This is a genomic window from Pseudomonas sp. XS1P51, from assembly GCF_054897845.1.
Genome location: NZ_CM142707.1, coordinates 1,967,848 through 1,985,511 on the forward strand (window position 1 = coordinate 1,967,848; position 17,664 = coordinate 1,985,511).

At 61.5% G+C, this 17,664-nt stretch carries 16 protein-coding genes; 2 read left to right on the forward strand and 14 right to left on the reverse strand.

The annotated features are described in order from the left end of the window. Positions 1 to 12: 12 nt before the first annotated feature. Both ACYZUD_RS09035 and pxpB read right to left on the reverse strand, forming a co-directional pair. Positions 13 to 978: a 5-oxoprolinase subunit C family protein gene (locus ACYZUD_RS09035; RefSeq protein WP_462023660.1), complete on the reverse strand. Its 966-nt coding sequence runs from the start codon at positions 976 to 978 to the stop codon at positions 13 to 15. Beyond that, complete coding sequence (gene pxpB / locus ACYZUD_RS09040; protein ID WP_462023661.1) at positions 975 to 1,706, reverse strand: 5-oxoprolinase subunit PxpB; 732 nt, start codon at positions 1,704 to 1,706, stop codon at positions 975 to 977. The genes ACYZUD_RS09035 and pxpB overlap by 4 nt, the downstream gene beginning before the upstream one ends. Positions 1,707 to 1,868: 162 nt before the next feature. Between pxpB and ACYZUD_RS09045 the strand changes: the two genes are divergently transcribed. After that, entirely contained in the window at positions 1,869 to 2,642 is a 774-nt protein-coding gene (locus ACYZUD_RS09045) for a LamB/YcsF family protein (RefSeq protein ID WP_462023662.1), read from the forward strand. Positions 2,643 to 2,708: 66 nt separating this feature from the next. Here the strand turns inward: ACYZUD_RS09045 and ACYZUD_RS09050 are convergent, their stop codons facing one another. From ACYZUD_RS09050 to ACYZUD_RS09070, 5 genes are all read right to left on the reverse strand, one after another. After that, a complete protein-coding gene (locus ACYZUD_RS09050) occupies positions 2,709 to 4,028 on the reverse strand; it encodes an OprD family porin (protein ID WP_462023664.1) in 1,320 nt (439 codons plus the stop codon). A gap of 131 nt (positions 4,029 to 4,159) precedes the next feature. Next, positions 4,160 to 5,455, reverse strand: coding sequence for a TRAP transporter large permease (locus tag ACYZUD_RS09055; RefSeq protein WP_462023665.1), 1,296 nt, complete (start codon positions 5,453 to 5,455; stop codon positions 4,160 to 4,162). Next, a complete protein-coding gene (locus ACYZUD_RS09060) occupies positions 5,452 to 5,979 on the reverse strand; it encodes a TRAP transporter small permease subunit (RefSeq protein ID WP_462023666.1) in 528 nt (175 codons plus the stop codon). The genes ACYZUD_RS09055 and ACYZUD_RS09060 overlap by 4 nt, the downstream gene beginning before the upstream one ends. A 7-nt stretch (positions 5,980 to 5,986) precedes the next feature. Beyond that, positions 5,987 to 7,012, reverse strand: a complete 1,026-nt coding sequence (locus tag ACYZUD_RS09065; protein WP_462023667.1) for a TRAP transporter substrate-binding protein — start codon at positions 7,010 to 7,012, stop codon at positions 5,987 to 5,989. 355 nt (positions 7,013 to 7,367) lie between these two features. Beyond that, the gene (locus tag ACYZUD_RS09070) at positions 7,368 to 8,615 is read right to left on the reverse strand and encodes a D-amino acid dehydrogenase (protein ID WP_462023668.1); all 1,248 of its coding nucleotides are present in this window, start codon (positions 8,613 to 8,615) and stop codon (positions 7,368 to 7,370) included. Positions 8,616 to 8,748: 133 nt separating this feature from the next. Between ACYZUD_RS09070 and ACYZUD_RS09075 the strand changes: the two genes are divergently transcribed. Next, positions 8,749 to 9,105, forward strand: coding sequence for a RidA family protein (locus ACYZUD_RS09075; protein ID WP_462023669.1), 357 nt, complete (start codon positions 8,749 to 8,751; stop codon positions 9,103 to 9,105). Here ACYZUD_RS09075 and ACYZUD_RS09080 read toward each other — a convergent pair. The 7 genes from ACYZUD_RS09080 to ACYZUD_RS09110 form a co-directional block, all read right to left on the reverse strand. Then, entirely contained in the window at positions 9,102 to 10,550 is a 1,449-nt protein-coding gene (locus ACYZUD_RS09080) for an N-acyl-D-amino-acid deacylase family protein (RefSeq protein WP_462023670.1), read from the reverse strand. The genes ACYZUD_RS09075 and ACYZUD_RS09080 overlap by 4 nt on opposite strands. Positions 10,551 to 10,552: 2 nt before the next feature. Then, positions 10,553 to 12,196 carry an ABC transporter ATP-binding protein gene (locus tag ACYZUD_RS09085; RefSeq protein WP_462023671.1) on the reverse strand — a complete coding sequence of 548 codons (1,644 nt, stop codon included), beginning with the start codon at positions 12,194 to 12,196 and terminating at the stop codon, positions 10,553 to 10,555. After that, entirely contained in the window at positions 12,193 to 13,068 is an 876-nt protein-coding gene (locus ACYZUD_RS09090) for an ABC transporter permease (protein WP_462023672.1), read from the reverse strand. The genes ACYZUD_RS09085 and ACYZUD_RS09090 overlap by 4 nt, the downstream gene beginning before the upstream one ends. A gap of 10 nt (positions 13,069 to 13,078) precedes the next feature. Next, positions 13,079 to 14,020, reverse strand: a complete 942-nt coding sequence (locus tag ACYZUD_RS09095) for an ABC transporter permease (RefSeq protein WP_462023673.1) — start codon at positions 14,018 to 14,020, stop codon at positions 13,079 to 13,081. A 35-nt stretch (positions 14,021 to 14,055) separates the two neighbouring features. Continuing rightward, complete coding sequence (locus ACYZUD_RS09100) at positions 14,056 to 15,654, reverse strand: ABC transporter substrate-binding protein (RefSeq protein WP_462023674.1); 1,599 nt, start codon at positions 15,652 to 15,654, stop codon at positions 14,056 to 14,058. A 115-nt stretch (positions 15,655 to 15,769) separates the two neighbouring features. Continuing rightward, complete coding sequence (locus tag ACYZUD_RS09105; protein WP_462023675.1) at positions 15,770 to 16,624, reverse strand: D-amino-acid transaminase; 855 nt, start codon at positions 16,622 to 16,624, stop codon at positions 15,770 to 15,772. A 17-nt stretch (positions 16,625 to 16,641) separates the two neighbouring features. Further along, positions 16,642 to 17,628 carry an N-carbamoyl-D-amino-acid hydrolase gene (locus ACYZUD_RS09110; protein ID WP_462023676.1) on the reverse strand — a complete coding sequence of 329 codons (987 nt, stop codon included), beginning with the start codon at positions 17,626 to 17,628 and terminating at the stop codon, positions 16,642 to 16,644. Between the last annotated feature and the right edge of the window lie 36 nt (positions 17,629 to 17,664).

The following is a 17,664-nucleotide window of genomic DNA, read 5'->3' on the forward strand; positions in this document are numbered from 1 at the left end:
AAATGGGGGCTTTCAGCTGCGACGGCGGTAGCGCATCAGCAGATCATCGAGGTAAGCCTTGAGCAGCACCTGACGCTCGCACCACAGGGTTTCGGCCTCTTCAACCGACACTTCGGCGAACGTCAGCCAGTCACCCGGCTTGAGTTGCCCCAGGCGCGCCAGATCGGCACGAATGACCGTGGCGATTTTCGGGTAGCCGCCAGTGGTCTGGCGGTCGTGCATGGCAATGATCGGATGCCCGCTGCCCGGGATCTGCACGCTGCCGGTGCTGATGGCGTCCGACACGATATTGAACCCCTTGAGGTGAGCGATCACCGGGCCGGTCATGCGGTAACCCATCCGGTCGCTCTGCGCGGACACCTGGAAGGACTCGCTGAGAAATCGATCGATTTCAATGCGGCTGAAATGTTCCTGTTGCGGGCCCAGCACCACACGCAACGGGCGATGCTCACGCTGCGGCAGAAAGCGTTGCGCCGGAGCCCGGGCCGCCAGCGGCAGGTACTGTGAGGGGGCCGTCAGTGGCAGATCGTCACCCTTGGTGATGGCACGCCCGGCGAAACCGCCCAATTCGCCCCGCATCAGCGTAGAGACACTGCCCAGCACCGGTTCGGCTGCGAAACCACCCGCCACTGCCAGATAACCCCGCGCGCCGCTCAATGCCCGACCGACTTTCAGCACCGCACCCGAGCGCAGCACATGGCACTGATAAAGCCCGACCGGTTGCTCATCAATGAAAACTTCCATGTCACCGGTGACTGCAATCACGCAGCCACCCTGCCCCACACGGAACCGACCGCCGACGAGGGTGAACTCCAGGGCGCCGGTACCGGCAGGATTTCCCACCAAGGCATTGGCGATGGCAAAGCTCAGCTCATCCAGCGCACCGGAAGGCGGTACGCCACGATCCTCGTAACCGACCCGACCACCGTCCTGCAACGTGGTGAGCAAACCTGGATTCAAAACATGAAAACTGCTCATGTGCGCCAGGTCCACTGCGGGAGGTAATCCGGTTGTGCGGATAACGCGTCGAACTCATCGACACCTATGGGCACGAAGCGAATCTCGTCACCAGCCCGGAACAGGAACGGATCCTCACGGGAGGGCACGAAACTGCGCGCAGGTGTACGGCCGATCAGGTTCCAGCCGCTCGGGGCTTCCACGGACGCCACCGCGGTTTGCATGCCACCGATGCTGACAGTCCCGGCGGGCGTTTTCAGGCGCGGGGATTCGCGTCGCGAGGTGTGCAGGCGCTCATCCAGGCCGCCGAGATAAGCGAACCCCGGCATGAAGCCGATCATGTAAACCCGATAGCTCACCGCGCTATGCAGGCGAATCACGTCGACAGGCGCGAGGTGATGATGGTCGGCCAGCCAGACAAGATCGATTCCGTGCTCGCCGCCATAGGCGACAGGCACTTCCCAGCAACGCACGGGATCAGCCGTCGCGTCAGGCTCGGCCAGCAGTCGCTCCAAATGTTCACGCAAGCGGGACTGACGAATACGCGTGCAATCGTAGGCCACCGTCAACGCGCGGTAGGTCGGGATGAGCCCGGTCACACCGTTGATTCCAGCCCCGGCGACCCGTCGCGCCAGCGCGGTGACGCGCTCATTGACCGCGACATCGATCACCTCGCCAAAGTCGATATACAGCGCATGATCGGCGATGGGCGCGATTCGGAAGGGCGACTCCTGCTCCTCGGTGTTCACTGCTGAATTCTCCGCCAAATGATGGAATGCTTTTGGAATACCGTAGGTATTCTGTCAATATACACACCTGAAAGCTACCCCTTCCACACCCCTTGTTGCCCTTGCATACTGCCGGGGTCGAACTTAATCAATGACGGCGTCAAACGTCTCACAGGTAACTTTATGCTTATCGACTTGAACTGCGACATGGGTGAAGGCTACGGCGCCTGGAAGATGGGCGACGACAGCGCCATGCTGGACATCGTCAGTTCCGCCAACATCGCTTGCGGCTTTCATGCCGGTGACCCGGACATCATGTTCAACACCGCGGACCTGGCCCGACAAAAAGGCGTGGCCGTAGGTGCCCACCCCAGCTTTCTCGACCTGCATGGCTTCGGCCGCCGACAGATCCGCGGCGACAGCCCGGCGCAGATCGAACGACAGATCATTTATCAGATCGGTGCATTCAAGGCACTGGCCGAAGCTGCCGGTTTACCGTTGCAACACGTGAAGACCCACGGCGCGCTGGGCAACATGGCCAACGAAGATCCCGAATTGGCCATGGCGGTGGCGCGGGCCATCAAAGCGGTCGACCCCGAGCTGATTTTCGTGGTGATGCCAGGCCTGGAAACCGAGCGTGCCGGCGAGCAGCTAGGCCTGCGCATGGCTCGGGAAATCTACGCCGACCGCGCCTACGCGGCCAACGGCAATCTGGTCTCACGCAAGCTGCCGGGGGCGGTCATCCATGACAGTGAAATGGCTGCCGCTCGCGTGTTGCGCATGATCGAGGAACAAGCGATCACCACCGTGGAGGGTATCCGCATGCCGGTACGCATCGACACCGTCTGCGTGCATGGCGACACCCCGGGCGCAACTACCATGGCGCAACACCTGCGCGCATTACTGGAGAACGCCGGTGTCCGCATCGCACCGATGGCAACCGTCATTGGCGCCTGAATCACGGTAAATAAAAACAACCACGGCCCTTTTTCAGGGCCGTGATTGTTTTCAAAACACGATCGTTTACAACAGCGGTATCGAGTAGCTGACGATCAAGCGGTTCTGATCGTAGTCACGGGTGGCCTCACTGCGCGCCATGCCGTTACGCCAGGCCAGACCAACCCCCTTGAAGGTGCCTGACTGCACGACGTAATCGAGGGTGATGTCACGCTCCCACTCCGACTGATCGCCAGCGCGGGTGGTCTGGATGTTGGTCCCTTTCAGGTACGACACCGACGCCTTGAGGCCGGGGATGCCCAGGCCGGCGAAGTCATAGCCGTACTGGCCGAACGCCGTGCGCTCCCCTGCCCGGGTGAAGTTCTGGATCAGCTTGTCGGTGAACAGATAAACACTGGCACCCCCTGCGCCCTTATCGGTCAGCCCGCTTTGGTTGAGCTGGACGAAATTGCTGTCGTCGGAAACGCTCTGGTAACCCAAGGTGAATGAGTGCGCGCTCAAGGTGTAGGTACTGAACAGGCTCCAGGTGTTGTTGTCGATCTCGCCGTCGCCATTTTTCGTGTAGCCACCGACCTTGTAACCTTCGCCACGACCGCCCGCCGAGCCGTTCTTGCCGCTGGACTGGGTATTGAAGTAGCGCAAGTCGGTGGTCAACGAGCTGTAGTCGTTGATCGGCAACACATGCAGCAAGCCGACGAAATGCTGGTCGTAGAAGTCGTCCAGATTGGCGAAGTAATACTGCGCCTTGAGGTTCTTGCTGACGGCGTAATCGAGACCGGCGAAGGTGAACTTGTTGCTGTCTTCGGCACTGCCAGCGACCGACATGCCGGTGCGATCGGTGGAAGCCCGGCCCGTCACCTGATTGAGCATGCCGCCGGTCAACGTCAGACCGGCGATGTCCTTGGAGTTGATCTGTCCGCCCTGATAGGTTTGTGGCAACAGGCGACCGTCGTTGGCCACCAGAATCGGCAGCTTGGGCATCAGCGTGCCGAGGCGCATTTCCGATTGCGCCAGCCGCGCTTTGGCGGTTGCGCCAAAGCGGCTCCAGGTGCCAACTCCGCTGTCACCGTCGTCGGGGACGATGGTGCCGCCGGCATGGCTGCCGTCGCCGGTATCCAGGGTCACGCCAGTCAAGCTCAGCAGGTCGAGACCGAAGCCCACCGTGCCTTCGGTAAATCCCGACTGGTAATTGAGCATGAAGCCTTGAGCCCACTCTTCGGACTTCGAAGGAGAGGCGGTGCCGTCACGGTTATCACCGTTGACGTAGAGGTTGCGCATCGACAAGGTCGCCTTGCTGTCCTTGAGGAACTCAGCGGAGGCTCCCGAACTGGCACCGCCTACCAACGCGCCCAGTGCAGCGCAGGTCAATCTGGCTTTTACGTTCATCAAACAATTCCCCGGGGCGCACCCAACGGTGCACCCTATGACTTTTAAAGTTGGTGTGTGTGGGCAGTTACAAACGACTGTCTTCTTTTATTGTTGAATCAGTGGGCCGCGGCCATGCCAGCTCTAGGTCCTCAATGCTCCAGCGTGCGCGGCAAATACAGGACGATCTCCGGGAACACCGTGATCAGCACGGTGAATGCCACAAGGATGAAAAAGAACGGCAGTGCCGCCCGCGCCAGGGTGGACAACGGCATCCCCGACAAGCCATTCAGCACGAACAGGTTGAACCCCACCGGAGGCGTGACCTGGGCCATTTCCACCACCAGGATCAGGAATACGCCAAACCAGATCGGGTCGTAACCCGCGGCGGTGATCAGGGGCAAGGTGATCGGCAATGACATGACGATGATCGACATACCCTCCAGCACCGCGCCGAGGATCACGTAGAACACGATCAGCAACATGATCAGCGCGAACGGTGACAGCCCCAGATCGCCGATGGTTTGCGCGATGGTGGCGGGTACTTTGAGAAAGCCCATCGCCACCGACAGGAACACCGCGCCGATGATAATCAGGCCTATCATGCTGGAGGTCTGCATGGCCCCCATCAACGCTTCCCACATGCCCCGCCAGCTGAAGCAGCGTTGCAGCACGCAGATCACCAGGGCACCGAGCACGCCCATGGCAGCCGCCTCGGTCGGCGTGGCGAAACCGAACATCATCGACCCCACCACGAAGCCGATCAGCATCACTACCGGCCCCAGTTGCAGCAATCCGCGAAGCAACTCACCCACGGTGGTGCGGGTATCGTCTCGGGGCAAACGATCAGGGTTGAGCAACGCATAGACCGCCACGTAAGTCATGAACGCCAGCGCCAGCAGCAGGCCCGGAATGATCCCGGCCATGAACATCTTCAGCACCGACACTTGCGCCAGTACGCCGTAGACGATCATCAAGGTACTGGGCGGAATCAAAAAACCCAGCGTACCCGCGCCGGCCAGCGAACCGGCCGCGATGCGTGGGTCATAACCCCGAGAGGTCAGTTCCTTGAAGGTAATGCGCCCTACCGTCGCCGTGGTGGCCGCAGAAGAACCGGAGATCGCGGCGAACAGCGTGCAGCCCAGCACATTGGTATGCAGCAGACGACCGGGGATATGCCGGGTCCAGGGTGACAACCCGTCGAACAACAACTTCGATAGCTTGGTACGAAACAGGATTTCCCCCATCAGGATGAACAATGGCAGGGCCACCAGCTCGGGTGACATGGACACATTGGACACGGTCTGCGCCAGCAGCTTGTCCACCGGCATGTGGCGAAAGATCTCCAGCGAGAAGATCCCGACACCGGCCAGCGCGACACCGACCCAGACCCCCATCGACAGCAAGACCGCCATCGCCAACAGGGTCACGACAATGATCATGCTCATGAGGCGTGCACGCTCGCTTGGGAAGTGGAGGATGTTTGCTCGTGGCCCAGTGCGAGGGACAGCGTTTGCGCGAAGATTTGCAGGCAGAGCATGCCCGAGCCGAGGGTCAGCAAGGCCCGGGGATATACCAGTGGCACTTTCTCCGGCGTGCTGGAAACGATGTCGCGGCTGTAGGCCTGCCAGGTAAAACCCCACAGGGAATAGAACAGATACAGCGCGATCAACAGCCCGCACAGACAGGCCAGCAGGTCGAGCAGCCGTGCCCAGCGCGGCGGCAGCATGTCGAGCATGAAGCGGATGCGCACCTGCCCACCGCAGCGCAAGGTCCAGGCGCTGCCCAGAAAGACGATCGCGCCGAACAGGTAACCGCTGAACTCCCAGGTGAACCCCAGGCTGCGACCGGTAAGGTTGCGATAGAAGACCTCTGCGATCATCAGGAGGAACAACAACGCCATCCCTGCGCCGGCCAGACCACCCAGCACGCGGCTGAGACGCTCGATAAAGACGATTGGAAAGTTGTTCATGGACACCTCACTCAATCAGTTCGGCGCGACCGGTTTGCGTCAGGTATTGCTTGATCAGCACCTGGGCATAGGGACCGGCCTGCTTGATGAACGCGTTCCAGATCGGCGTCGCCGACTTGCTTAACTGCTCGTTGAACTCAGGCGTCGGACGGGAGATGGCAATGCCCTTCTCTTTGAGCACGGCTTCGGCTTGTCGGTCCTCGTCCTGCGAGACCTGACGGAACGTCGTCTCAAGGCGCCGGGCCGCGTCGGTGATGGCCTGCTGATTGGCCGCCGACAATCCCTTCCATACGTCGAGGTTGACCGACACCACGTCCGGCGCAGACTGCCAGTTCATCTGGTTGAAATAGCCGGTGAATTCCCAGAACTTGCCGTCGACTCCCGAGGTGCTGGAGGTCGTCACGCCGTTCAACGCGCCTGATGCCAGGGCCGGAATCACTTCACCCCACAGCATTTGGATCGGCGATGCCTTCAGCGCACCGAAGAAGTCGGTGCCGTTCTTTTCGACGGTACGGATTTTCATGCCCGACAGGTCGGCCTGAGTGGCCACCGGTGTCTTGCTGTAAAGCCCCTGTCCCGGCCATGGCACGGTGTAGAGAAACTTCTGGTTGTTGCGCTCGGCGATCTTCGCGTAGTACGGCCCTGCCACCGTGCCCATGGTCAACTGCTCACTGGCATTGCGCACCAGATAAGGTAAACCTTGCAGGCCCATCAACGGTTCTTCGCCGACCTGTTGACTCATCAGCAGGTCCGCCATATCGACGATGCCGTCCCGCACCGACGCCAGCAGCTCCGGCCCCTTCATGCCCAGATCGCCGCCACTGTGCACATCGATGATCACCTCGCCATGGGTGACGTTCTTCACCTCGGCGGCAAAGGTGCGCAGGTTCTTGACGTGGAAGTTGGCCTCCGGCCAGACCGAGACCAGCGTCAGGCGGGTTTCAGCAAGCGCCGGTAACGAACAGGCTGCGCTGGATAGCATGACCAGCACGAGGGTGTTGAGTGAGCGGGTGAAACGTCGCGAGTTCAGCATGTCCTGATCCTTGTCTCTGGTCGTAGGAATTCATCATGAATACGGCAGATTGAAGCGGCAGGTCTTGCTGAATGTGATGCGTGATTTTGGGGATTCTCGCCTCTGCGGGCGGTCTTGAAGTACGGGTATAGTTTCGGCATACCAAAGGTACTCTGTCAACATACCTTCTGAATTCAAGCGATTAAATGTACACCAGAGAATATCAAGGGCGAGTGAACCTGCTCCTCGGCAGACGCTGCCGAAGACGGGTGCGATGAGCGGGCTCAGTGAGCCGCTCACGGGCTATGCGAGGTCTGTATCGCCCATTTTCGCCGGCCATCCACGCCAGAGACGTGTACAGCCAGCCACAACCTGTTCAGTGCAACTGAAAAGGTGACGGGTCTATCGGGGGGACTTCATTCATCATTTGTGCAGCCAGCAGCTTCGCGCTGCCCAGTGCCAGGGTGAATCCCAGGGCGCCCTGCCCGACGTTCAGCCACAGATTGCTGAAACGTCCGGCCCGGCCAACGATCGGTTTGCTGTGTGCCGTGCTGGGCCTCAAACCCGCCCAGGCCTGGGCGCATTTCAGGTCCAGTTGCGGAAACGTCTCTGCCACCTGCTGCTTGAGCAGCGCGATACGTGCCGGATCGACGTCGGCCCGATCCACTCCCATGTCGACCATCGCCGCAATGCGCAAGCGCTCACCCAACGGCGCAAACACTACCTTGCGCGCGGCATCGGTGACGCTCAAGCGTGGCGCCTGCATTCCTGCGTTCAGCGGTACGTTCAGGCTGTAGCCACGCAGACCGTACAGCGGCAACGAGATCCCCAGTGGCTTGAGCAACGGCACACTGAACATGCCTGCTGCCACCACAACGGCATCGGCGGGCAGATCCCCTTGAGCGGTGCGCACCGCGACCACCCGCTGTCGTTCGTGGACCAACCCCTGCACATCTGTGCTCAGGGCCAGACGCACGTTGGGCAACTGCCCGAGTAGCGCCTTCATACCATGGCAGAAACGCAGGCAATCGCCCGTCGCTTCACCCGGCGTGTAGATGCCGCCCGCCAATTGTCCACCGACCGCCTGCAATGCCGGTTCAAGCGCCACACAGTCTGCGCCGTCGAGGATCTTCTGATCAGCCCCCAGCGAGCGCTGCCAATCGACCATCGGCGCAGCACCGGCCAGGGCTACCGGATCGCGATAGACCACCAGCTTGCCGGTGCGAATCAGATCGAATTCCAGCGGATGCTGCGCCAGCAACTCGTCCAGCGAATCGCGGCTGAGAAACGACAGGCCGAGCATCTCGCCGATGGTGCGGCGCACACGCGCATCGTTGCAGGCGCCAAGAAAGGCCATGCACCAGCGCCATTGCGCCGGGTCCAGCCGTGGCCTGAAACGCAACGGCGAATCGGCACGCAACAACCACTGCGGCAGTTTGCCGATAACTCCGGGGTCGGCCAACGGCGCCACATAGCTGTAGCTGAGCTGCCCACCGTTGGCGAAACTGGTTTCCTGCGCCACGTCGGCATGCCGGTCCACCACAGTGACCTGCACGCCCTGGCGGGCCAGATACCAGGCGCTGGTCAGGCCCACCACCCCCGCGCCTATCACGACTACCTGCACACTGTGTCTCCTTCGATTCGTTACGGCGATGATCAGCCTTAGCAATGCGTTATGGCTGACCGCCAAATTGGTCATGGCGCTCGACGACAAGGTTGGCTAGCTTTGCCGGTCCATCACCCCATCAGGAATTGCCATGAGCATTCAGAGAATTTCCGTCAATCCACGTCTCGCGGGCGCCGTCGTCCATGGCGGCCTGGCCTGGTTATCCGGCCAGGTGCCCGACGACCGCAGCCAGGATTGCGCGGGCCAGACACGCCAGGTGCTGGCGAAGATCGACGCTTTGCTGGCCCAGGCCGGCAGCGATAAGTCGCGACTGTTGAGCGCACATATCTGGCTCAAGGACATCAACGCGGATTTCGCCGCGATGAATGAAGTCTGGAGCCAGTGGTTGCCCGAAGGCGCCGCACCGGCCCGCGCAACCATCCAGGCCGACCTGGCGTCGCCGGACGTACGGGTCGAGATCATGCTGACCGCAGCCACGAGCGCTTAAACCGCCACGGCGGCAGGCTGGCGCTTCAACAAGCGCCCCTGCCGTCCTTGCACCTGACCGCCCTCGTAGCTCACCACCCCGTTGACCACCACCAGATCGATGCCCGGAGCCTGCCGACAGGGGTCGCTATAGGTGGCGACGTCCTGAATCCGCACCATGTCCACCAGGGCCAGGTCGGCGAATGCACCCTCGCGCAGCACGCCACGGTCCTGCAACCGAAAACGCGCCGCCGACAGACCGGTCATCTTGCGTACCGCTTGCGCCAGGTCGAACAGTTTCAGGTCACGGCAATAGTGCGCCAGCACCCGGGGAAAAGTGCCCCACAAACGCGGGTGCGGATTAGGGTCGTTGGGCAGACCGTCCGAGCCGATCATCGACAGCGGGTGGGCGAGGATCTTGCGCACGTCGTCTTCGCTCATCATGTGGTAGATCGCCCCGGCCGGACGCAGGCGCTCGGTAGCCTCCAGCTGTGACACGCCCCACTGCGCGGCAATCTCCTTGAGCGTCTGCTTCGCCATCTCCGGGTGCGGGTCCGACCAGGTGATGTAGATCTCCATCTGCTCATTGACCCGCCACGCATCCAGCGTCGTAGAGCTGGCCGAATACGGATAACAATCGCAGTTGCAGGATTGTTCGCTCGCGGCTTTTTCAAGGGCTGCCAGGGCCAGTGGCGCACGCCCCCAGTTACCGGCCCCGGCGCACTTGAGGTGAGAGATCACCAGGTCGGCGCCCGCTTTGCGTGCGGTGCTGAACGACTCCTCCAACGAATCCAGCAAGCCGTCGTGCTCGTTGCGCATGTGCGTGGTGTACAACGCACCGTGGGCACCGACAATGTCCACCAGCCGCTGCATTTCCGCCACTGGCGCCTGTTTGGCGTTGGTGTAGGCCAGCCCCGAACTGAGGCCGATGGCCCCCGCGTCCAGGGCGCCTTCCAGTGCCTCGCACATACCGTCCAGTTCGTCTGTTGCGGCTGGGCGGTCGAATCGCTCCATGACGTTGGCGCGCAATGCGGTGTGACCGATCAGCGCCGCCACGTTGACGCTCGGACACGCCTGCTCGACCGCTTCGACGTAGGCCTTGAAAGTCGGGTAGACAAACGCGTCCCGTGCGCCCAGCAGGTTCATCGGGTCCGGCGGCACACCCGGCAGCGTGACCGGCGAGGCACTGATCCCGCAGTTGCCGACGATAACCGTGGTGATGCCCTGGGAGACTTTGGCGAGCATGTCGGGGTTGCGAATGACGTTGGTGTCGTCATGGGTGTGCACGTCGATGAAACCCGGCATCAGGCAACGCCCGCTGCCGTCGATCACCCGCAGAGAGACCTGACCGGCGAGACTGCCGATGGCCACGATGCGGTCACCCTGCGTCGCCAGGTCAGCGACATAAGGCTCGGCGCCCGTGCCGTCGACCACGGTGACGTCGCGAAACAGTAAATCAAACGCCATGCTCAAATCCTCTGGCCCGCGGCGAAATCCCAACCCTTGCCCGGGACCGCGTCCATCAATTGCTGTGTGTAGGGGTGCTGCGGACGGGCCAGCACATCGGCCGCCGGTCCGTATTCGATGACCTGACCACGCTGCATCACCAGCACGTCGTCGCACAGTTGCGCCGCTACCCGCAGGTCGTGGGTGATGAACAAAATGGCGACACCCATGCGGCGCTGGATGTCCTCCAACAGATTCAGCACTTGCGCCTGCACCGACACGTCGAGGGCAGACACAGCTTCGTCGGCGACGATCACGTCCGGCTCCATGGCCAGGGCGCGGGCGATGGCGATGCGTTGCCGTTGTCCGCCGGAGAACTGATGCGGGTAGCGGTCGATGGCGTCGGCCGGCAGCCCCACCAGCTCCAGCAATTCCTGGCCGCGCGCCCAAGCCTGGGCAAATGGCACACCATGGTTCATCGGACCTTCCACCAGACTCTTGCCGATGCTCACCCGAGGATTGAGCGAACGGTTGGGGTCCTGGAAGATCATCTGGATGCGTTTGCGGTGTGGCTTGAGCCCGGCCGCCGACAACTCGGAAATGTCCTTGCCGGTGACCCGCACCGCGCCATGACTCGGTGTCAGCAGGCGCATCACGCAGCGGGCCACGGTCGACTTGCCGGAACCGCTCTCACCGACGATGCCGAGCGTCCGACCGCGCTTGAGGGTGAAGGACACGTCATGCACCGCACGTGCGCCTTCACGCTGCTTGACGAACCAGCGCAATGCTCCGCCCGCCGCCGGATAGACCTTGCCCAGCTCGCTGACATCGAGCACCACCTGCATGCTGAACGCTTCCCGGCGTGCTGCCCTCGGCTTGAGACCCGGCACCGCCGCCAGCAAGGCTTTGGTGTAGTCCTCGCGGGGTTGTGACAGCACCTCTTGAACCGTACCGGATTCGACGATGTGCCCCTGGCGCATCACGCAGACGCGGTCGGCGATGTCCACCACCACGCCCATGTCATGAGTGATGAACAACACGGCCGTGCCATGTTTTTGTTGCAGCTCGCGAATCAACTTGAGGATCTGTTGCTGGGTCGTCACGTCCAGCGCGGTAGTCGGTTCGTCGGCGATCAATAGACGCGGCTCGAGTACCAGCGCCATGGCGATCATGATGCGCTGACGCTGCCCGCCGCTGAGTTGATGCGGGTAAGCGTCGTGAATGCGGTCGATGTCCGGCAGGTGCACATGCGCCAGCGCGTTCATCACCTGCGCGCGGCGCTGCGCGGCACTCAGGTCGGTATGGGTCTGCAGCACTTCGTCGATCTGCCGCCCCACGCTCAGCACCGGGTTCAGCGCAGTCATGGGCTCCTGAAAGATCATCGCCATGCGGCGGCCGCGCAGGGCCTTGAGTCGACCGTTGCTGACCTGTAGAACGTCTTCGCCATCCAGCAGAATGCGTCCGCTGACGGCATTGAGCGCGTCCTTGGGCAACAGCCCGAGGGTTGCCAGTGACGTTACCGACTTGCCCGAACCGCTCTCGCCCACCAGGCACAAAGTCTCGCCCGCTCGAATCTCGAACGAGATGTCCTGCAGGATCGGTTTGCCTTCTGCGGTGTTCACGCATAGGTGTTCCACCCTCAGCGTGTCGCTCTGCTGCTCGCTCATGCCGCGCCCCTTTTCTTCATGCGTGGGTCCAGCGCATCCCGCGCCGCGTCACCCAACAGGTTGATCGACAATATACACAGTGACAGCGCCAGTCCCGCCCACAGCACCAGCGAAGGCTTGAGCTGGAAGTACACCCGGCCCTCGGAAATGATGTTGCCCCAGGTCGGAATTTCGGTGCCGATACCAGCGCCCAGGAACGACAGGATCGATTCGGTGAGGATCGCCGAGGCGCAGATGTAAGTGCCCTGCACGATCAGCGGCGCCAGGGTATTGGGCATCAAGTGTCGGGTCAGGATCTTGAAGGTCGAGGTGCCCATCAGTACCGCCGCTTCCACGTACGGTTCCTCGCGGGTCGACAACACCCGTGAGCGCACCAGCCGCACCACCTGCGGGATCTCCGGCACCATGATCGCGATCATCACCGTCCAGATCCCGGCGCTGCCAAGGGAGACGATGGCGATCGCCAGCAGGATGCCGGGAATTGCCATCAGCCCGTCCATTACCCGCATCAACAACGCATCAAGGCTGCGGAAATAGCCGGCGATCAGCCCCAGCGGCAAACCGATGAGGATGCTCAGCACCGTCACGCCCACGCCGACCGTCAGTGAGATCCGTGCGCCATAGACGATGCGGGAAAACAGGTCACGACCGTAAGCGTCGGTGCCCAGCCAGAACTCGGTGCTGGCGGGTTTCAGCCGCAAGGCCGGAGACAACGCCACTGGATCATGGTTGGCAACCCACGGCGCGAAGATTGCCATGCCGACGATCAGTACCAGGCAGATCAAGGCAATGGCCGAGGTCAATGGCAGTTGCGGCAGTCTGAGCAGTCGGCGTCGGGGTGCAGGCAACATCAGAGGAACAGGTTTACTCATGGCCGTGCCCTCAGTAACGAATGCGGGGATCGCTGATCGCGTACGACAGGTCGATCAACAGGTTGATGACGACATACACACCGCTGGTCAGCAGGATCATGCCCTGAATCACCGGGTAGTCGCGGGCCAGCACGGCGTCGACGATCAATCGCCCCAACCCTGGAATGTTGAACACGCTTTCAGTGACCACCACCCCGGAAATCATCAGCGCGAAACCTGTGCCGATCACTGTCAGGATCGGGATCATCGCGTTGCGCAAGGCATGCCGGAACAGCACGTGAATCTCGGCCAGACCTTTGGCCCTGGCAGTGCGGATGTAATCCTCGCCCAATACTTCGAGCATGCTGGCCCGGGTCATACGGGCCACCAGCGCGACGTATACCGAAGACAACGTCAGCGCCGGCAACACGATGCGTTGAGCGAACAGACCGAGACCATCGGTGATGCTGCGAAAGCCCTGCACAGGCAGCCACTTCAGCTCGATGGCGAAGACAGTGATCAGCACGTAACCGATCACGAACACCGGCACCGAAAAGCCCAGTACCGAGGTCGACATCACCAGGTTGTCGATCCAGCTGCCGTGCTTCCAAGCCGCCAGCACACCCAGCGGCACCGAGATCACGATGGTAAAAACAATCGCCACCAAGGCCAGGCTCAAGGTCGGTTCCAGGCGCTGACCAATCATGCTCAGTACCGGTGTATGAGCCATGAGCGAGGTGCTGAAATCACCCTGAAGCAGTTGCCAGATCCACACGAAAAACTGCCGGTACAACGGCTGATTCAGGCCCAGGCTTTCGCGAATGGCCGCCAGTTGCTGCGGGGTGGCCATGTCACCGCCGATGATCGCGGCCGGATCCCCCGGCGACAGCCGCAGCAACAGAAAGACGAACAGTGCGACCACCAGCATGACCGGGATCGCCGCCATCACACGGTGTAAGAAGTAACCAAGCATCGAAGCCTCCGAGGGCAAGAGTCATGTCGCAGCAATCAGTCGCTTTTCTCGACGCTCCAGAACACCGTGGAAGGCCCGGTCATCAAGTGGCTGATACGGCTGTTCCAGGCGGCGACATCGAAGTACTGCCCCAGCGGGATGTAGCTGACCTGATCCATGGCACGTTTCTGGATCTGGACCGCGATTTCCTTCTGCTTCGCAGGATCGGTCGCAGTGGCGAAATCCACCCGCAGTTCATTCATCTTCGGATCTGTCGGCCAACCGAACCACGCGCCCTTCTGCCCGCCACCGTCTAGCATCGGATTAACCACCGGGTTCCAGATGGTTTCAGCGTTCCAGTAGGTGAAGAACAGGTTCCAGCCACCCTGGAACGGTGGATTCTGATTGGCCCGACGCGACACCAGGGTCTGCCAGTCCATCGGTTGCAGATCGACGTTGAAGCCCGCCTTGCGCAACGCCTGGGCCGCGACAACTGGCTGCGGTGCCTGGCTAGGGACATCGGTCGGCTGCATGATCACCACCGGGGTGCCGTCGTAGCCGGCTTTCTTCAACAGCGCGCGGGCCGCTTCCAGATTGCCGCCATTGAGCAGTGATTCACCGCCGACTTCACTCTGCAACGCCGTGCCACAGCCGAACACCGAGGCGCATTGTTTGAAGTACTCGGGGTTGCCCACCAGCGCGTCAAGCACGTCTTTCTGGTTCATCGCCAGCAGTGCGGCTCGGCGAATGTCGGGGTTGTCGAACGGTGGGTAGAGGAAGTTCATGCGCCCACCGGTCATTGAGCCCAGCTTGCTCAACACGCCGGACTTGAGGTGATCGTCGGCCTGGACCATGGGCAACAGGTCGATCGGCAGTTGCTCGATGAAATCGATGTCGCCGGACGACAGCGCATTGATCGCGGTCATGCGATCCGGCATGTTGATCCACTCCACGCGGTCCACCTTGACCACCTTGCCCCCGGCAGTACCGCTGGCCGGTTCCTTGCGCGGCACGTACTGCTTGAATTTCTCGTAGACCACGCGATTGCCGGGGTCGAATTCACTGGCAACGAACACGTAAGGCCCCGAACCGGTGTAGTCGGTGATCATCTTGCCGTCAGGGATGTTGGCGACCCGCTCCGGCATCATGAACGCGGCTACCGACGACGGTTTAGCCAGCAGTTGCAGCACGTAGCCAAAGGGTTTCGCCAGGGTCAGGGCGATGGTCTTGTCGTCGGTGGCGGTGATGCCGGCGGTGTACTTCATCATCAACTGGCCACCGACATCAAACCGCGCCCAACGCTTGAGCGAGGCGACGCAATCGGCGGCGGTCACCGGTTTGCCGTCATGCCAGAGCAGGCCGTCACGCAGTTTGAAGGTGTACGTCAGACCATCGGGCGAGACAGTCCAGTCGGCCATTTGCGGCCTGGGTTCGAAGTGCTCGTCCATCCCGATCAAGGTGTCGTAGATCATGTACGCATGGTTGCGGGTGATCTGCGCGGTGGTCGCAATCGGATCGAGCACGCGCAAGGATGAAGACATCACCGCATGCAGGGTTTTCTCGGTCGCCAGGGCGAACGGCGCATTGAGGGCGGCTATCAGGCCGACGGGCAACAACAGGCGGGCAATCAGAGAACGGGATGGACGTGATTTCATGCTCAACATTCCTTACAAATGGCTACGTTCGGTGTCGGCAGTCTTCCTGTGTGGTGCAAATTGATGAGACAGGCCAGGAGCCTCTGCGGGCGCCTGAGGCCGTGACCTGTGGCAACTAGACAATCACCGCAAGTGCATGGTCGATGTACAGCTGGCGTAAACGCTGGGTCAGCGGGCCGGGCCGACCATCGCCGATCGACTGGCCGTCGAGGGTCACCACCGGATACACGAAGGAGGTGGAAGAGGTAATGAACGCTTCGGCGGCGCCTTTGGCTTCTTCCAGGGTGTAGGCGCGCTCCTCGAAACACAGGTCATGTTCCTTGACCAGCGCGATCAACGCGCCACGGGTGATGCCGGGCAACAATGCCCGAGACAATTCACGCGTCACCACCGCGCCATCGCGAGTGATGATGAAGGCATTGTTGGAGGTGCCTTCCGTCACCCAGCCATCCTTGATCAACCAAGCATCATCGGCGCCCTGTGCTCGGGCCTGTTCCTTGGCCATGCAGGCGTACAGCAGTTGCGTGGTCTTGATGTCGCTGCGGCCCCAGCGCAAATCCGGCAGACCAATAATGTTCATGCCGCGTTTCGCCAGCGGGCTGTCGAGCACCACCTTGGCCTGGGTATAAAGCACCACGGTCAACGGGCTGCCAGCGGGCGGATACAGAAAGTTGCGGTCTTCGACGCCCCGACTGACTTGCATGTACACCAGGCCCTCCTGTAACTCGTTACGCTCGATCAGCGTGCGATGGATCGCCAGCAGCTCCTCGCCGTCGAGTAGTAATTGCAACGCCATCTCGCCCAGCGAACGACGCAGGCGTGCCAGGTGCAGATCGAAATCCACCAGCTTGCCTTGCAGTACCGCAGTCACCTCATAGATGCCATCGGCGAACATGAAGCCTCGGTCGAAGATCGAAATCTTCGCCTCGTTTTCAGGAACGAACTGCCCGTTCAGGTACACGGTGCGCATGAGTCGTTGTCTCCAGGTCAGGGGCGCTGAGCGCCGGTCTGGCGGGTGATGATGCCGTAGTGTTCGATGCGCCGATGACGGGCGAAATCAAAGATGGTGGTCTTGCCGAAATTGCACAGGTCCATGTCGCAGCGATGAGTAATCAGTTCATCGCCCTGCCCCTTGGCCTTGGCGACCACGAAACCGTTGGGGTCGATGATCACACTGCCGCCCATCAACGGAAAACCGTCCTCGACCCCGGCCTTTGCCACGCCGACCACCCAGGTCGAGTTCTGGTAGGCACCAGCCTGCATGCACAGCTCGGAATGGAACAGCCGGTGCTCTTCACCTTCACTGCGGTTCTGCGAATTGACCGACGGGGTGTTGTACCCCAGCATGACCAGCTCGACCCCTTGCAGCCCCATCACGCGATAGGTCTCAGGCCAGCGACGGTCGTTGCAGATGCACATGCCGATCACCGCGCCTTGGCTTTCCCAGGTTGGAAAACCCAGATCGCCCGGTTCGAAATAGCGTTTTTCCAGGTGCTGAAAATCGCGTTCAGTGTCGAACTCGACGTGCCCCGGCAGGTGGACCTTGCGGTATTTGCCGACGATGTTGCCTTGGCGATCCGTGAGGATCGAGGTATTGAAATGCCGCCCCTCGGGGGTCAGCTCGGCGTAACCGAAAGACATCGCGATGCCATGCTCACGGGAGAAATCGAACAGCGGGCGCGTCACGTCACTCGGCATTTCACGCTCGAACCAGGTGTCGACTTCTTGCTGATCTTCCATGTACCAGCGCGCAAAGAACGTGGTCAGGGCCAGCTCCGGGAACACAACCAGCTCGCAACCCGGCTGTCGCGCCTGCTCCAGCAGCGCCAGCATGCGCTGGACCACGCTTTCCCTTGTGTCGCTTTTCTGGATGGCGCCCAACTGGGCGCCGCCGATGACGATTTCGCGCATGCCGCATTCCTCCCACAAGACCGACTCGGTGTCGGCAAACCCTTCCGCAGTGCGTGGGGCCATTGTGGGAGGGTCGAGAGCGGCTGTCGCATTCCAATA

Excerpts from the sequence above, each read along its gene's own strand:
- ACYZUD_RS09065 (WP_462023667.1), bottom strand. The coding sequence starts at position 7,012 with ATGCTGAACTCGCGACGTTTCACCCGCTCACTCAACACCCTCGTGCTG.
- ACYZUD_RS09045 (WP_462023662.1), top strand. The coding sequence starts at position 1,869 with ATGCTTATCGACTTGAACTGCGACATGGGTGAAGGCTACGGCGCCTGG.
- ACYZUD_RS09105 (WP_462023675.1), bottom strand. The coding sequence starts at position 16,624 with ATGCGCACCGTGTACCTGAACGGGCAGTTCGTTCCTGAAAACGAGGCG.
- ACYZUD_RS09100 (WP_462023674.1), bottom strand. The coding sequence starts at position 15,654 with ATGAAATCACGTCCATCCCGTTCTCTGATTGCCCGCCTGTTGTTGCCC.
- ACYZUD_RS09090 (WP_462023672.1), bottom strand. The coding sequence starts at position 13,068 with ATGAGTAAACCTGTTCCTCTGATGTTGCCTGCACCCCGACGCCGACTG.
- ACYZUD_RS09035 (WP_462023660.1), bottom strand. The coding sequence starts at position 978 with ATGAGCAGTTTTCATGTTTTGAATCCAGGTTTGCTCACCACGTTGCAG.
- ACYZUD_RS09050 (WP_462023664.1), bottom strand. The coding sequence starts at position 4,028 with ATGAACGTAAAAGCCAGATTGACCTGCGCTGCACTGGGCGCGTTGGTA.
- ACYZUD_RS09075 (WP_462023669.1), top strand. The coding sequence starts at position 8,749 with ATGAGCATTCAGAGAATTTCCGTCAATCCACGTCTCGCGGGCGCCGTC.
- ACYZUD_RS09110 (WP_462023676.1), bottom strand. The coding sequence starts at position 17,628 with ATGGCCCCACGCACTGCGGAAGGGTTTGCCGACACCGAGTCGGTCTTG.
- ACYZUD_RS09055 (WP_462023665.1), bottom strand. The coding sequence starts at position 5,455 with ATGAGCATGATCATTGTCGTGACCCTGTTGGCGATGGCGGTCTTGCTG.
- ACYZUD_RS09060 (WP_462023666.1), bottom strand. The coding sequence starts at position 5,979 with ATGAACAACTTTCCAATCGTCTTTATCGAGCGTCTCAGCCGCGTGCTG.
- ACYZUD_RS09085 (WP_462023671.1), bottom strand. The coding sequence starts at position 12,196 with ATGAGCGAGCAGCAGAGCGACACGCTGAGGGTGGAACACCTATGCGTG.
- ACYZUD_RS09095 (WP_462023673.1), bottom strand. The coding sequence starts at position 14,020 with ATGCTTGGTTACTTCTTACACCGTGTGATGGCGGCGATCCCGGTCATG.
- ACYZUD_RS09080 (WP_462023670.1), bottom strand. The coding sequence starts at position 10,550 with ATGGCGTTTGATTTACTGTTTCGCGACGTCACCGTGGTCGACGGCACG.